Source organism: Bradyrhizobium sp. STM 3562 (assembly GCF_045571435.1).
Taxonomy (GTDB): Bacteria; Pseudomonadota; Alphaproteobacteria; order Rhizobiales; family Xanthobacteraceae; genus Bradyrhizobium.
In genome coordinates, this window is the sequence record NZ_CP120694.1 from 190,117 (window position 1) to 203,666 (window position 13,550).

13 protein-coding genes are annotated in these 13,550 nt (G+C 62.2%); 6 read left to right on the forward strand and 7 right to left on the reverse strand.

All coding sequences use genetic code 11. The annotated features are described in order from the left end of the window. Nucleotides 1-27 precede the first annotated feature (27 nt). The 3 genes from P6U23_RS00895 to P6U23_RS00905 are packed head-to-tail and all read right to left on the reverse strand — an operon-like array spanning nucleotide 28 to nucleotide 2,904. Nucleotides 28-624 (reverse strand): Smr/MutS family protein, encoded by a 597-nt coding sequence (locus tag P6U23_RS00895; RefSeq protein ID WP_407177766.1) that lies wholly within the window; start codon nucleotides 622-624, stop codon nucleotides 28-30. Further along, complete coding sequence (locus tag P6U23_RS00900) at nucleotides 621-2,222, reverse strand: MltA domain-containing protein (RefSeq protein ID WP_407177767.1); 1,602 nt, start codon at nucleotides 2,220-2,222, stop codon at nucleotides 621-623. Before P6U23_RS00900 ends, P6U23_RS00895 begins: the two co-directional genes overlap by 4 nt. Further along, entirely contained in the window at nucleotides 2,200-2,904 is a 705-nt protein-coding gene (locus P6U23_RS00905) for a Tim44/TimA family putative adaptor protein (RefSeq protein ID WP_407177768.1), read from the reverse strand. The genes P6U23_RS00900 and P6U23_RS00905 overlap by 23 nt, the downstream gene beginning before the upstream one ends. Nucleotides 2,905-3,274: 370 nt before the next feature. On the opposite strand from P6U23_RS00905, the gene secB reads away from it, so the two are divergent. Then, nucleotides 3,275-3,766 carry a protein-export chaperone SecB gene (secB, locus tag P6U23_RS00910; RefSeq protein WP_407177769.1) on the forward strand — a complete coding sequence of 164 codons (492 nt, stop codon included), beginning with the start codon at nucleotides 3,275-3,277 and terminating at the stop codon, nucleotides 3,764-3,766. A gap of 94 nt (nucleotides 3,767-3,860) precedes the next feature. On the opposite strand, the gene dnaQ is transcribed toward secB, so the two are convergent. From dnaQ to P6U23_RS00930, 4 genes are read right to left on the reverse strand one after another with little or no spacing between them, the layout of a single operon-like run. Further along, a complete protein-coding gene (dnaQ, locus tag P6U23_RS00915; protein ID WP_407177770.1) occupies nucleotides 3,861-4,589 on the reverse strand; it encodes a DNA polymerase III subunit epsilon in 729 nt (242 codons plus the stop codon). A gap of 27 nt (nucleotides 4,590-4,616) precedes the next feature. Next, complete coding sequence (gene coaE / locus P6U23_RS00920; RefSeq protein WP_407177771.1) at nucleotides 4,617-5,216, reverse strand: dephospho-CoA kinase; 600 nt, start codon at nucleotides 5,214-5,216, stop codon at nucleotides 4,617-4,619. Nucleotides 5,217-5,247: 31 nt separating this feature from the next. Next, nucleotides 5,248-5,856 carry a Maf family protein gene (locus P6U23_RS00925; RefSeq protein WP_407177772.1) on the reverse strand — a complete coding sequence of 203 codons (609 nt, stop codon included), beginning with the start codon at nucleotides 5,854-5,856 and terminating at the stop codon, nucleotides 5,248-5,250. 8 nt (nucleotides 5,857-5,864) lie between these two features. After that, nucleotides 5,865-6,704 (reverse strand): pyruvate, water dikinase regulatory protein, encoded by an 840-nt coding sequence (locus P6U23_RS00930; RefSeq protein WP_407177773.1) that lies wholly within the window; start codon nucleotides 6,702-6,704, stop codon nucleotides 5,865-5,867. A 445-nt stretch (nucleotides 6,705-7,149) separates the two neighbouring features. On the opposite strand from P6U23_RS00930, the gene hemJ reads away from it, so the two are divergent. The 5 genes from hemJ to rsmG all read left to right on the forward strand — a co-directional run bounded on the left by hemJ (nucleotide 7,150) and on the right by rsmG (nucleotide 13,549). Then, the gene (hemJ, locus tag P6U23_RS00935) at nucleotides 7,150-7,572 is read left to right on the forward strand and encodes a protoporphyrinogen oxidase HemJ (protein WP_407177774.1); all 423 of its coding nucleotides are present in this window, start codon (nucleotides 7,150-7,152) and stop codon (nucleotides 7,570-7,572) included. A 252-nt stretch (nucleotides 7,573-7,824) separates the two neighbouring features. Then, nucleotides 7,825-9,090 (forward strand): transcription termination factor Rho, encoded by a 1,266-nt coding sequence (gene rho / locus P6U23_RS00940; RefSeq protein WP_024511833.1) that lies wholly within the window; start codon nucleotides 7,825-7,827, stop codon nucleotides 9,088-9,090. A gap of 320 nt (nucleotides 9,091-9,410) precedes the next feature. After that, a complete protein-coding gene (gene mnmE, locus P6U23_RS00945) occupies nucleotides 9,411-10,763 on the forward strand; it encodes a tRNA uridine-5-carboxymethylaminomethyl(34) synthesis GTPase MnmE (protein ID WP_407177775.1) in 1,353 nt (450 codons plus the stop codon). A 185-nt stretch (nucleotides 10,764-10,948) separates the two neighbouring features. After that, nucleotides 10,949-12,832 carry a tRNA uridine-5-carboxymethylaminomethyl(34) synthesis enzyme MnmG gene (gene mnmG, locus P6U23_RS00950; protein WP_407177776.1) on the forward strand — a complete coding sequence of 628 codons (1,884 nt, stop codon included), beginning with the start codon at nucleotides 10,949-10,951 and terminating at the stop codon, nucleotides 12,830-12,832. A gap of 99 nt (nucleotides 12,833-12,931) precedes the next feature. Next, on the forward strand, nucleotides 12,932-13,549 hold the full coding sequence (rsmG, locus tag P6U23_RS00955) for a 16S rRNA (guanine(527)-N(7))-methyltransferase RsmG (RefSeq protein WP_407181735.1): 618 nt from the start codon (nucleotides 12,932-12,934) through the stop codon (nucleotides 13,547-13,549). The last annotated feature ends 1 nt before the right edge of the window (nucleotide 13,550 follow it).

Consider the following 13,550-nt stretch of genomic DNA (forward strand, 5'->3'; position numbering starts at 1 on the left):
CCGCTGCACGCTTTTCCGGATCATGCTCTATCCTCGTGCGCGCCTGACGCGCACGTAGAGCGCGCCTTCGCCGCCATGACCAATATGCGCCTGCTCGAATCCCACCACGAGCGCGCGAAATTCCGGCAGGCTCAGCCAATGCGGCACCTGGCGGCGTAGCACGCCACGCTCGGATTCGCCGGCGGCCACAGTGCCCTTGCCCGTGATCACCAGCACGAAGGTCAATCCCTCATGATGCGCGCGTTGGAGAAATCCCAGCAGCGCGCGATGAGCGCGGCTTTGCGTCATCCCGTGCAGGTCGAGCCGAGCATCGATTTCACTCATGCCTCGCGACAGCCTCGACCGTTCGCGGCGGCCGAGCGGGACCAGCGGCGGCGCCGGCGGCCTCTTGCTCGGTTTTGAGACGGCAACAGAGGGCGGCGCTTTAGCGAGCGCCTTCGGACGAACGGTGGCGGGCGCCGGCGCAAGCTCGGCAGGTTGCGGCTTCGCCGGGCGGGATTTCTTCCGCAACGGCTTGACCTGCTTTGCCACGTGTTCCCATAGCGCGCGCTCCTCTTCGCTCAACGCGCGCCTGCGGCGGGGTGCGGATAGATCCGCAATGGAGAAAGAGCCCGGACGTTTCATCGGCGATGAGAGCGCCTGAACTGAGGCGGCCGCTCTGCAGGCGGGGCCTCTTGCGGCCGCGGCGCGGGCAGCGGAACGACTTGCGGCGCGGCGCCGGTCGCCTGCGCGACGGTGGAAGGGGCCATAGGAGCCATGGCCTTTTGATCCTGCGTCTGTTCCTTGATCTGACTTTTGATCTGATCTTGAACTTGTTCTTTGACCTGCTCCTTCGCCGGTCCGTTCGGCTCATTCTTCGCCGTATCGTTTTGCGGAAACAGTTTCGCGATCTGGTCGGACGGCCGTGGATCGGGCAACGGCATCTTGCGGCCGCGCGCAACCGGATCGAGGCCCTTCGGCACCAGCATCACGAAATGCATATTGTGCCGCAGGCGGCCGGAGACCTTGCCGGCTTCGGCGCCGGCGCCGAAGTAGAGGTCGGCGCGAGCGGGACCCACGATCGCAGAGCCGGTGTCCTGCGCAATCATCAGCCGATGAAACGGCGTTTTGGCTTGCGCGGATTCGATCGGCAGCTCGCCCTCGATGAAGAACGGCGTGCCGTACACATGCAATGCGCTGTCGACCGCAATCGACCGGCCCGGCGTCAGCGGCACGCCTTGCGCGCCGACGGGCTCGTCCTTGTCGGAAAGTTGCACTTCGCGGAAGAAAACGTAGGACCGATTCTGCCGCCGCACGTCGTTGGCCGCCTCAGGGTTCTGTTCCATCCATTCCCTGATCTTCTGCATCGACATCTGTTCCCTGGGAATGATGCCGCGGTCGATCAGGACGCGGCCGACCGCGGTGTAGGGATAACCGTTGTGGGCGTCATAGTTGATTCGGATGGTCGAGCCGTTCTCAAGGTGAATCCGCGCCGACCCCTGTATCTGCGCGAACAGGAGATCGGTCTGGTTCTTGAGCCAGCAGATCTCCAGGCCACGGCCGGCGATAGCCCCGTCCTCGATCTGGGCGCGATCGTAATAGGGCACGAGCTTGCGGCGGCCGATCTTGCGATAGACAGAACCCTTGTTGGGCAGGTTGGGAGCGTCCTGCGCATAACCGCGCACGAACAGGTTGGACGGGCGGCGATAGACCGGCACGTTGTAAATATCGCTCTGCGTCCGCGACCCCTCGAGCACCGGCTCGTAATAACCGGTAACGAAACCATTGTCCTCGCCGAGCCGCGAGATTTGCAGCGGGATGAAATGCCGCTCGAAGAACAGCCGTGCGGTGGCAGGATCGGAAATCTGCGTCTCGCGGGCAAGCCGGCAGGGATCCCGAAGCGAACTCCCCAAAGCCTTGTCATCCGCAAGGATCGCATGCGGAGCCGCAATCGGCTTGCAACTCGTACGGAAGGCCTTGTAGGCCGCGAGGTGATCGTCTTCGTTCCAACCAGCTATCTCGGCCCAGCTCAGCGGAACATATTGGCTGCCGGCGATCTCCAGCGGAAAATCCAGCCGCGGATAGGGCAGGTGGCGAACGGTGGGCGCAGGAGCGTGACGCGCCCGCCAGCTACGGGCTGCCCACGCGGCAAGCGGTATCAGCGATAAGGCCGCCGCGGTGATGCAGAATGCCGCGGCGTATCGCTTTAGCCTGTTCGGGTCAGTGAGCGCTTCCCGTGCCAACCAGCTTCCAGTTTGGATCGCGTGAGGTGGTGTCTCGGGCGAAGGTCCAGATATCGGTGATATCGGCGACCTTGTCCGGATTGCCGTCGACAATCGTGCCGGCCTTGTCACGCGTGACCGAGATCATCTGCGAAACAAAGCGGACCGTGAGTTGCGCGACCCGGTCGCGCAGCTCGGCGCCGACCAGCTCTGCCTTGTCGATCGAAACGAAGCGAGTCTCGGTTTTTTGTTCGTGCTTCTCACGGTCCTTGATGACCGTCTCGAAGCTGTCATAGACCTCGGACGACAAGAGATCGCGCAGCGCGCGGCGATCGCCGTTGGCAAAGGCGAGCACGATCATCTCGTAGGCGCTGCGGGCGCCGGACAGGAAATGCTTGGGATCGAACGAGGAGTCCTGCGCGGCAATGGCATCCAGCCCCTGCGCGAGCGTCGTGCCCGGTTCGGTCAGCCCCTTCCAGCGATCGGTCGGCGGCGTGACCTCCACGGTCGGAATCGGCGGCGGTTGATCGATGACCTTCCCCGGCATCGGAACCACGCCGCTGTCGGGTGTCCCCGGCAGGGGATTGCGCGCGGCGCGGTCGAACGGCGGCCGTTCGCTGCCGGTGCGCTGCCCCAGCACGTTGCGCAGCCGCAGGAAAATGAACACGGCCAACGCCAGGAAGATGATGGTATAAATATCCACGTCGCTTTCCTCGGTCCCATGCCGGCGAGGGGCCGGCCATGGAAGCGTTCCCTTTGATGGAACGGCTTAACACTACATCATTGTTTCAAGTCAGACGATGTAGGCACGAAATCTTGCCCGGCCAATGCGCGTTCGGTGAGGCGAATTGTAGCGCGTTTTGCGGCCGAGGGGAAACCCGATCCTTGGCCAGAAATCGCGCATCTTCAATCATTTAGGACGCCCGTTTGTGCGGCCGGCCGGCCGTTCCGACGCAGCCCACGACTTAGGGCTAATGAGCCGGCCTTTGTAGGGCGGCATCCTTGTGGAGAGAGGCACGGCTATGTTAGCCACTCGCTCCAACAGAAGGCTTTTTGCGCCAGGAGAGACTTTCATGACCAACGGCAACGGTGCCCCTTCCGCGGCGGGCGCTCCGCCCCAGCTCAACGTGCTGGCGCAATACACCAAGGACCTCTCCTTCGAAAATCCGAACGCGCCGTCGTCGCTGACGCCGCAGCCAACCCCGCCGCAGATCAACATCCAGATCAACGTCGGCGCCAACAACCTCGCCGAGAACGAATATGAGGTGACGCTTTCGGTCGAGGGCAAGGCGGAGAGCGCCGGCAAGGTGATGTTCTCCTTCGAGCTGATCTATGCCGGCGTGTTCCGGATCGTGAATGTGCCGCCGGAAAACCTGCATCCGCTGATCATGATCGAATGTCCGCGGCTGTTGTTCCCGTTCGCGCGCGAAATCATCGCCACGTCCGTGCGCGATGGCGGTTTCCCGCCGCTGATGCTGGATCCCGTGGATTTTGTCGGCTTGTACCGGCAGAACATGGAACGCCAGGCCGCGGCCGCCCAGGCGGCTCAGGTCAAGCCGAGCTAAAGGCGCGGTCCATTCAGGATCACCTGTCCCCGCGGGAGAGGTGGAGTTTGATTGCAGCCAGGGCGCAATCCAATCCCATCCAGGCGACGCTGGTTTAACTCGCGGCCGCAGCCGGCGCCGTCTCCGCCATGGCGGGCAGGAAATCGTTCCAGATCGCCTTGTCGCCCAAGGTCGCGATGAAGGCGCGGTGTGCTTCGCGATCGGCATCGCTGACACGCGGCGCGAGCGGCACCAGGCGTTGCCGCCGCTGCGTCTCGGCGGTCCCGCTGACGCGGATCTCGCGAGTATCGGTGGCCAGGATCAACGACGACTGCCGTGCCCCGATCAGATCGACGTAAACTTCTGCCAGAAGCTCGGCGTCCAGCAGTGCACCGTGCTTGGTGCGGTGGGAGTTGTCGATCGCATAGCGCGAGCAGAGGTCGTCCAACCGGTTCGACACGCCCGGATGTTTGCGCCGCGCTAGAAGCAGCGTGTCCACCAGGCGTTCGCGCTGGATCGCCGGCAATTTCAGCCGGTCGAGCTCGGCATTGATGAAGCCGATGTCGAAGGAAGCGTTGTGGATGACCAGCGGCGCATCACCGATGAACGCCAGGAACTCCTCCACCACCTCGGCAAACAGCGGCTTGTCTGCCAGGAACTCGTTGGTAAGGCCATGCACCGCCACCGCTTCGGCGGAGACGACACGCTCCGGATTGATGTGCCGGTGGAAGGTCTGACCGGTCGGCATGCGGTTGAAAATCTCGACGCAGCCAATTTCAACCAGGCGGTCGCCGCGCAGGGGGTCAAGGCCGGTGGTTTCGGTATCGAGGACGATTTCACGCATGGATCGGACCGAAGGCTAGCGCGCGAATCAGGAGCGCCGTCGCGGCATTTTAACAACCTCGGCCAGAATGTCCCGAATCTGGCCGCGGACCGGATCAAGTCCATGCGAGGTATCCACGACGAAGTCCGCACGCCTGCGCTTCTCGGCGTCGGGCATCTGCCGCGCCAAAATGGAGCCCAGCTTCTCCTCGGTCATATTCTCCCGCGCCAGAATCCGTTGACGCTGGATCTCCGGCGAGGTCGTCACCACCACCACGGCATCGACGCGCTTCTCGCCGCCCGTCTCAAACAGCAGCGGCACATCCACAACGGCGACTGGCGCGCCGGCGCGTTCGGCGTCTTCAAGGAATTTCTGGTGATGGCTGCGCAGCATCGGATGCACGATCTCTTCCAGCCGCTTCATCGCCGCAGGATCATGCACCACCTTGGCGGAAAGCCGCGCGCGGTCGACCTTGCCATCGACCGTCGTGCCCGGAAAAGCTGCCTCGATCGCCGGCGCCGCCTCGCCCTCATAGACTTTGTGTACGGTGGCATCGGCGTCGTACACGGGCACACCGGCCTCCGCGAATAATTTTGCGGTGGTGGATTTCCCCATTCCGATCGAGCCGGTCAACCCCAGGATCAGCATCGTATGCTCTTTCGCCTGATATCAGGGGCTCTCATAGCGCCAGCAAATGCTGGCTGCGCAGAAAACTGAGCAGCGGCAGAAGCGGCAAGCCGAGAATGGTGAAGTGATCGCCCTCGATGCGTTCGAAGAGATGCACACCAAGACCCTCGAGCTGATAGGCGCCGACACTTGCGGTCACTCCGTCACCAGCCTCATCGAGATAGGTGGCAATCTCAGCTTCACTCAGCGGCCGCATCGTCATGCGCGCCACGGCGACGGTCTCGAACAATATCTTGCCCGCACGTGCGAGGGCCACGGCCGAATGCAATTCGTGCACGCGGCCGGCCAGCGCGCGCAATTGCTCGGCGGCCTGAACGCGCCCGGCAGGCTTAGTGAAGAGCGTCTCCCCGACTGCCAGCGTTTGATCGGCGCCGATCACATATCTGTCCACTTCGAACATCGAGACCGCCAGCGCCTTCTCGCGCGCCAGAAACGCGGCGATCTCGCCCGGCGTGGCAAGCGCCGCGCTCTGCTGAACCGCACGTTCGTCGATATTGGCGGGAATTGCCTCAAACTCGATTCCCGTGTTGCCGAGCAGCGCCTGACGGGCGTGGCTTTGCGAAGCAAGGATGAGGGGGGTTGTTCCACGCCAAATCGTCATCGCCGGCCTCATTCCGCAAGCCGCTGCCGCTGCCGATCCGAGTACAGCTTGAGCACAGCGGCCGCCGTTTCCTCGATCGATCGGCGCGTCACGTCGAGCTGCGGCCAGTTGAACCTTGCGCTCAGCTTGCGGGCATAGGCAACCTCGTCGGTCACGGCCTGCCGATCGATATAGTCCTCGCTGCTCGGACCTGCGCCCATGCTGAGCAAGCGGTTTTGCCGCACCTGGATCAGGCGCTCGGGCGTCGCATGCAAACTCACCACGAGCGGCTTTATCAGCGTTTCGAGCTGGTGCGGGATCGGGATGCCCGGAACCAGCGGAACATTGGCGGTGCGGATGCCGCGATTGGCGAGATAGATCGAGGTCGGCGTTTTGGAGGTGCGGGATACGCCGACGAGAACAACGTCGGCCTCCTCCAACCCTTCGACATGCTGGCCGTCGTCATGCATCATCGTGTAGTTGAGGGCGTCGATGCGCTTGAAATACTCGGCATTCAGCACGTGCTGGGCACCGACCCGGCCGGCGGTCGCGGCACCGAGATAGGCCTCGAACAACTGCATCACCGGACCGATGATCGACAGGCTCGGAACATTGATTTCCTTGCACTTGGACTCCAGCCGGCTGACCAGATCCTTCTCCAGAAGCGTGAAGAGGACGATGCCGGGCGATTCCTCGATCTCGTCCAGCACCCGATCGAGCTGCTTCTGGCTGCGCACCAGCGGATAGACGTGTTCCACCGGCGTCACATTGGCGTATTGCGCGGCAACCGCGCGCGCCACCGTGATCAGGGTTTCACCGGTCGAGTCGGACACCAGATGAAGATGGAAGTAGTTGCCTGTGGTGGGCACTGCGCTCTCTTAACTTCTGTGGATCCCTGTGGAGGTTATCCGAGTCAAGTGCTCCGCCTTCGCAAGCAGCGGACAACCCGAATTGTTCTTCACATCGCCTTGCTAAAGGACAAGTCGCCTTGATCGGCGCAATGATAGTGGGGTTATGTGGACTTGTCTCTGCATAAGGTGCCGACAAGGAGCAGCAAACACCTGATGCCAGTGCAATTATCCCGCCTTGCGTCGGTCAGCCCGAGAATGTTGAGGGATGTGAACAAGCCTCCGGCAATTGCCGAATGGCGTTGCGTGAGTCCAATCCACCGTCACCTAAGACTCAAACCTTAAGATTCTAAAATTTTTTGGTTTAGGGGCGCCGTGCTTGCGGATATGTCTCGCTCCCAGACGGGCAGGTGCCTCCGACGAGGTCGCGGGCCAGGTGATGCAGCGGTGAAAAGCGAGGTGTTCGATGTATGAGTGGATCAAGGCGCTCCACGTCATTGCCGTCATCTCATGGATGGCGGGCATGCTCTATCTGCCGCGGTTGTTCGTCTATCATTGCGAGGCGGAGAAGGGATCCAAGCAGTCCGAAACCTTCAAGGTGATGGAACGGCGGTTGATGCGGGCGATCATCAACCCGGCGATGATCGTCACTTGGCTTGCCGGCCTCTATCTGGTCTGGACCGGACATTGGTATCTATCGGGGTGGTTTCACGCAAAGCTGCTGCTGGTCTTGATCATGTCAGCCGTGCACGGCTTCTTTTCGCGCTGGCGCCGGGATTTCGAGGCTGACCGGAATACCCGCAGCCAAAAATTCTATCGTATTATCAATGAAGTGCCGACCGTGCTGATGATCTTCATCGTCATCCTGGTTATCGTGAAGCCGTTTTGATGGGCAGCTCCGCGCATCATTCGATCATCTCGCCTGCTTGCGGAACGCCGGCCGATTTTCTATATTGTGTTTATCCCACCCAACGCAGGCGGATGCGGTCGCGTCCCGGTCTAGGCCGGCCGCCGCATCAGGTTTGAAGCCTAACCGGCGCTTTCCTCAGCTACAGACCTGCGGACCTTTGCTCTTGGCGTCCGCTTTTCTCGAAGCCCCTTGCACTCCCCTCCGTAAAAAATGCTCCACAGGACTACCCCAATGCGGGAAATCAAACTCCAGGACCTCAAATCGAAATCGCCGGCCGAGCTAGTCTCGTTCGCGGAAGAAAACGGGGTCGAAAATGCCAGCACCATGCGCAAGCAGGAGCTGATGTTCGCCATTCTCAAGCAACTCGCGATCCAGGAAATCGACATCATCGGCGAGGGCGTCGTCGAGGTTTTGTCCGACGGATTCGGGTTCCTCCGCTCGCCCGACGCCAATTATTTGCCGGGACCGGACGACATCTATGTTTCGCCGTCCCAGATTCGTCGTTTCGGACTTCGCACAGGCGACACCATCGAAGGCCATATCCGCAGCCCCAAGGAAGGCGAGCGCTATTTCGCGCTGCTCAAGGTCAACACCCTCAACTTCGAAGATCCGGAAAAATCCAAGCATAAGGTCAACTTCGACAATCTGACACCGCTGTTCCCCAACCAGCGGTTCCGGATGGAGATCGACGACCCCACCAGGAAGGATCTGTCCGCGCGGGTGATCGATATCGTCGCGCCGATCGGCAAGGGCCAGCGTGCCCTGATCGTGGCGCCGCCGCGTACCGGTAAGACGGTGCTGATGCAGAATATCGCGCACTCGATCACGCACAATCACCCCGAGTGCTACCTGATCGTGCTTCTGATCGACGAGCGTCCGGAGGAAGTCACCGACATGCAGCGTTCGGTGAAGGGCGAGGTTGTGTCCTCGACCTTCGACGAGCCGGCAGCCCGCCACGTTCAGGTTGCAGAAATGGTGATCGAGAAGGCCAAGCGGCTGGTCGAACATGGCCGCGACGTCGTGATCCTGCTGGATTCGATCACCCGCCTGGGCCGCGCTTACAACACGGTGGTGCCGTCATCCGGCAAGGTGCTGACCGGCGGTGTCGACGCCAACGCGCTGCAGCGGCCAAAACGTTTCTTCGGCGCGGCGCGCAACATTGAGGAGGGTGGTTCGCTCACCATCATCGCGACCGCCCTGGTGGATACCGGCAGCCGTATGGACGAAGTGATCTTCGAAGAGTTCAAGGGCACCGGTAACTCGGAACTGATCCTCGACCGCAAGGTCTCGGACAAGCGGACCTTCCCGGCGATCGACATTTCGCGCTCCGGCACCCGCAAGGAGGAGCTGATCACCGATTCTCAGGTGCTGAAGAAGATGTACGTGCTGCGTCGGATCCTCAATCCGATGGGCACGATGGATGCGATCGACTTCCTGCTCGACAAGCTGCGCAACACCAAGAACAACGCCGAGTTCTTTGAGTCGATGAACACCTGAGAAGTTGCGACTAGGTTTGAGAGAGGGCGCTCGGGCAAACGGGCGCCCTTTTCATTTTCGATTGGGGCGTTCTAATCGAGGTGCATCACGATCATGCTGCGGTGCAGCAAACAATCGAATTGCCCGATCGTGAAGTAAGCGTCCGAGACTATTCGCATTTTTCGGACGTGTGTTTGCACCTGATTGCTGGAGTTGCAGCACATGCTGCGGCAGTGTTGCGTTTTGAAACCGCAGCATCGCCGGTCGATAGCGAATCGTTGCGGTCATGCTGATGCAATGACGTTGCCTTTGGATGGATCGCGGCTCAAACAGGGAGAGCGATGCATCCGCACGATCAGACCATCTTTGCTTTATCCTCCGGCAGACCGCCGAGCGCGATCGCGGTCGTCCGCGTGTCTGGCGGACAGGCCGGACCCGCTCTTGCAAGGCTTGCGGGCAAAATTCCGCGACCGCGGGTCGCGACGAGAGTGTTGTTGCGAGATGCGGGGTCGCAGCCGCTAGACGATGCCGTGGTGCTTTGGTTTCCGGCGCCGGCGAGCGCGACCGGCGAAGATGTCGCCGAATTTCACGTTCATGGGGGACGGGCGGTGCTCACCGCTTTGTTCGATGCGCTCTCGGCGATCGAGCATGTGCGTCCCGCCGAACCTGGCGAATTCACCCGCCGCGCCTTCGAAAATGGCAAGCTTGACCTGACGGAAGCGGAAGGTCTCGACGACCTCATCCATGCCGACACGGATCGTCAGCGCCGTCAGGCTCTGCGTCAGTTGCGCGGGTTGCTCGGAGACAAAGCGCGCGATTGGCGCGCGCGCATCATCGAAGCCTCGGCGCTGATCGAGGCCGGGATCGACTTTTCCGACGAAGGCGATATTCCGGCCGAGTTGATCGCGCCAGCGCTTGCGAAAGTGCAGTCGCTGCTCGTGGAGATCGAGAAGGTGCTCGCAGCCCAAGGTAAGGGCGAGCGGCTGCGGGAAGGGCTGGTGGTCGCGATTGCCGGTCCTCCGAATGTGGGCAAGTCGACCCTGATGAATCTGCTCGCCCGGCGCGAGGTCGCGATCGTCTCTCCCCATGCCGGCACCACGCGGGACGTCATCGAGGTTCAGCTCGATCTCGATGGCTACCCGGTCACGGTGATTGACACCGCCGGCATCCGCGAGACCGAAGATCCCGTGGAGCAGGAAGGGGTGAGACGAGCGCAGGCGCGGGCCGCGGAAGCGGACTTGGTGCTGTGGCTCACCGACAGTCAGGACGCGGTGCCTCCGCGAGAAAACTCGGCCCCGCTCTGGCCGGTGCGCAACAAGATCGATCTCGGTCAAGGTCGGGACATCAAAGGCCGAGAGGGCGCCGACGTCTCGGAATCTGCAGGGGAGCCCAGCTTCAGAATCTCCGCGGTCACGGGCGAGGGGGTTTCCGAGCTGATGGCAGGGCTGATCACCTTCGCCGAGCGCTTCTTTGGCGGCGGGGAATCCGCTCTGATCACCCGGGAGCGACAGCGCGCTTTGCTTCAGGAGACCGCATCATCGATGCAGCGGTGTCTGGCCGTGATTGGCGAAGGTGAGGAGCTTGCGGCGGAGGAACTGAGGCGGGCTTCTTACTGCTTGGGGAAGCTGCTCGGCCGCGTCGATGTCGAGGATATACTGGACGTGATCTTCCGCGAGTTCTGCATCGGCAAGTGAAATTTCGGCAGAGTGGTTAACGGGAGGTTTCTCTCGGACTTGTTTCACGTGAAACAGCGGAGGGATACAGATACAGAAGCGGGCCATCGATCGTTTCACGTGAAACATCTCGCGTAGCGGTCCTCCGCCTGGCCCGCAGGCGAAATATCTTCCGGCTTTTGTCGTCCCGCGCTAGAAGTCCGGCCATGATTGCGAGTTCAGACTCATTCGACGTCATTGTTATCGGCGGCGGCCATGCCGGCTGTGAAGCCGCGGCCGCGGCCGCGCGCATGGGTGCAGCGACCGCCCTTGTGACCCACCGGTTCGCAACCATCGGCGCCATGTCCTGCAATCCCGCGATCGGTGGGCTCGGCAAGGGACATCTGGTCCGCGAGGTTGACGCGTTGGATGGCCTGATGGGGCGGGTCGCCGATGGCGCAGGGATTCAGTTCCGCGTTCTGAACCGTCGCAAAGGTCCGGCCGTCCGCGGACCCCGAGCGCAGGCTGATCGCAAGCTCTATGCCGCAGCGATGCAGGCCGCGATCCGGGAGACGCCCAATCTAAGCGTGATCGAGGGGGAGGCGGATGAGCTGATCCTTTCGGGGGATCGTGTGACCGGCATTCGGCTTGCCGATGGGCGCGTCCTGACGGCCGGAGCGGTGGTTATCACGACCGGCACATTTTTGCGGGGGCTGATCCATCTCGGCGAGAAGAACTGGCCGGCGGGGCGTGTCGGCGAAGCGCCGGCGATGGGGCTTTCGAAATCCTTCGAGCGGGCGGGCTTCGCCCTGGGCCGTCTGAAAACCGGTACGCCGCCCCGGCTCGACGGCACGACAATTGACTGGGCTGCGGTCGAGATGCAGCCGGGCGATGATCCGCCCGAGCCATTTTCGACGCTGACCGACCGTATCGTCACGCCGCAGATCCAGTGCGGCATCACCCGGACGACGCCAGCGACCCATGAGGTGATCCGGGCCAACGTGCACCGCTCCCCGATGTATTCGGGTCAGATCAAAAGCACCGGCCCACGCTATTGCCCCTCGGTCGAAGACAAGATCGTACGCTTTGGCGATCGCGATGGGCATCAGATTTTTCTGGAGCCGGAAGGCCTGGACGATACGACGGTCTATCCCAACGGCATTTCGACGTCGCTGCCGGAAGAAGTTCAGCTCGCGATCATCGCGAGCATTCCGGGCCTGGAGCGGACGCGCATGATCCGCCCGGGCTACGCGATCGAATACGACCATATCGATCCGCGGGAGCTCGATCCGACGCTTCAGACCAAGCGGCTTTCGGGACTGTTCCTGGCCGGACAGATCAACGGCACCACCGGCTACGAAGAAGCTGCTGCTCAGGGGATCGTCGCCGGGCTGAATGCTGCGTTGGCGGCGAGCGGGGCGATGCCAATCGTGTTCGACCGCGCCGACGGCTATCTCGGGGTGATGATCGACGATCTCGTCACCCGGGGGATCACCGAGCCATACCGGATGTTCACCTCGCGCGCCGAGTATCGGCTGACGCTGCGGGCCGACAATGCCGATCAGCGCCTGACCGAGAAAGGCATTGCGCTCGGCTGCGTCGGCGAGGCGCGCACTGCCCGCCACCGGGCCAAGATGGCCGCACTCGAAGCGGCAAAGTCGCTGGCGAAATCCTTGACGCTGACCCCCAACGAAGCGGCCAGGCACGGAATCTCCCTGAACAGGGATGGGCACCGGCGCTCGGCGTTCGAACTGCTCGCTTATCCCGAGATCGGCCTGGCAGAGGTCCAGCGCATCTGGCCGGAACTCGCGGCCATCGAGCCCGGGATCGCAATCCACCTTGAGATCGACGCCAAGTATGATGTCTATCTCAAGCGCCAGACGGCTGACGTCGACGCCTTCCGCCGCGATGAAAGCCTGGTGTTGGCGGATGTGGACTACAATGAGGTGCCAGGGTTATCGAACGAGGTGCGCGCGAAGCTGATCGCGGCACGGCCTTGGACGGTCGGCCAGGCGGGCCGGATCGATGGCATGACCCCCGCTGCACTTGGGATTCTCGCAGCCTATCTGCGCCGTGAAGCACGGCGGAAGGCGGCGCGCGCAAGTGGCTAGGCGTTTCACGTGAAACAGCACCGGAAGCAGGCCAGGGGAGCAGGCGAGAACACCTCGACTCCGGCCAAGGTCAGTTCCGAGGATCTCGCCGACGATAAGGTGGCGGCGCTGGCGCTGGCGCCCGTTTCACGTGAAACAGAGCTGCGCTTGGATCGCTACACGGCCCTCCTGCGGGAGTGGCAAGCGAAGACCAAGCTGGTCGGGCCCTCGACGCTTCCGCATCTCTGGACTCGGCACATCGCTGATTCGCTGCAGCTCCTGGCGCTCGCGCCATCCGCGAAAATCTGGGTCGATCTCGGCAGCGGCGGCGGATTTCCCGGCGTCGTTTTGGCCTGCGCTCTCGCTGACACGCCCGGCGCGGAGGTTCACCTCGTCGAACGCAACGCCAAAAAGGCCGCGTTTCTGCGTGAGGCCTTGCGAATCACGTCAGCACCAGGCGTGGTACATTTGGCCGAAATCAGAGATATTGTGGATAGATTCGCGGGCCCTGCCGATTGTGTCACCGCGCGGGCGCTCGCTCCGTTAAATCAACTCATCTACTTTGCAGAACCGCTGGTGCGAAAAGGTGCAAAAGCGCTGTTTCTGAAGGGTCAAGATGTTGAGGCAGAGTTGACCGAAGCTACCAAATATTGGAAGTTTCAGCCGAAACTTCACTCCAGCCGTACCAGCGGGCAGGGCTGGATCGTCGAAATCGATCAGATCGACCGGCGCGCTTGAG

What these genes read in the sequence shown, in the direction of transcription:
- P6U23_RS00895 (WP_407177766.1), bottom strand. Translation starts at nt 624, where the DNA reads ATGAAACGTCCGGGCTCTTTCTCCATTGCGGATCTATCCGCACCCCGC.
- secB (WP_407177769.1), top strand. Translation starts at nt 3,275, where the DNA reads ATGACCAACGGCAACGGTGCCCCTTCCGCGGCGGGCGCTCCGCCCCAG.
- dnaQ (WP_407177770.1), bottom strand. Translation starts at nt 4,589, where the DNA reads ATGCGTGAAATCGTCCTCGATACCGAAACCACCGGCCTTGACCCCCTG.
- coaE (WP_407177771.1), bottom strand. Translation starts at nt 5,216, where the DNA reads ATGCTGATCCTGGGGTTGACCGGCTCGATCGGAATGGGGAAATCCACC.
- P6U23_RS00925 (WP_407177772.1), bottom strand. Translation starts at nt 5,856, where the DNA reads ATGACGATTTGGCGTGGAACAACCCCCCTCATCCTTGCTTCGCAAAGC.
- hemJ (WP_407177774.1), top strand. Translation starts at nt 7,150, where the DNA reads ATGTATGAGTGGATCAAGGCGCTCCACGTCATTGCCGTCATCTCATGG.
- rho (WP_024511833.1), top strand. Translation starts at nt 7,825, where the DNA reads ATGCGGGAAATCAAACTCCAGGACCTCAAATCGAAATCGCCGGCCGAG.
- mnmE (WP_407177775.1), top strand. Translation starts at nt 9,411, where the DNA reads ATGCATCCGCACGATCAGACCATCTTTGCTTTATCCTCCGGCAGACCG.
- mnmG (WP_407177776.1), top strand. Translation starts at nt 10,949, where the DNA reads ATGATTGCGAGTTCAGACTCATTCGACGTCATTGTTATCGGCGGCGGC.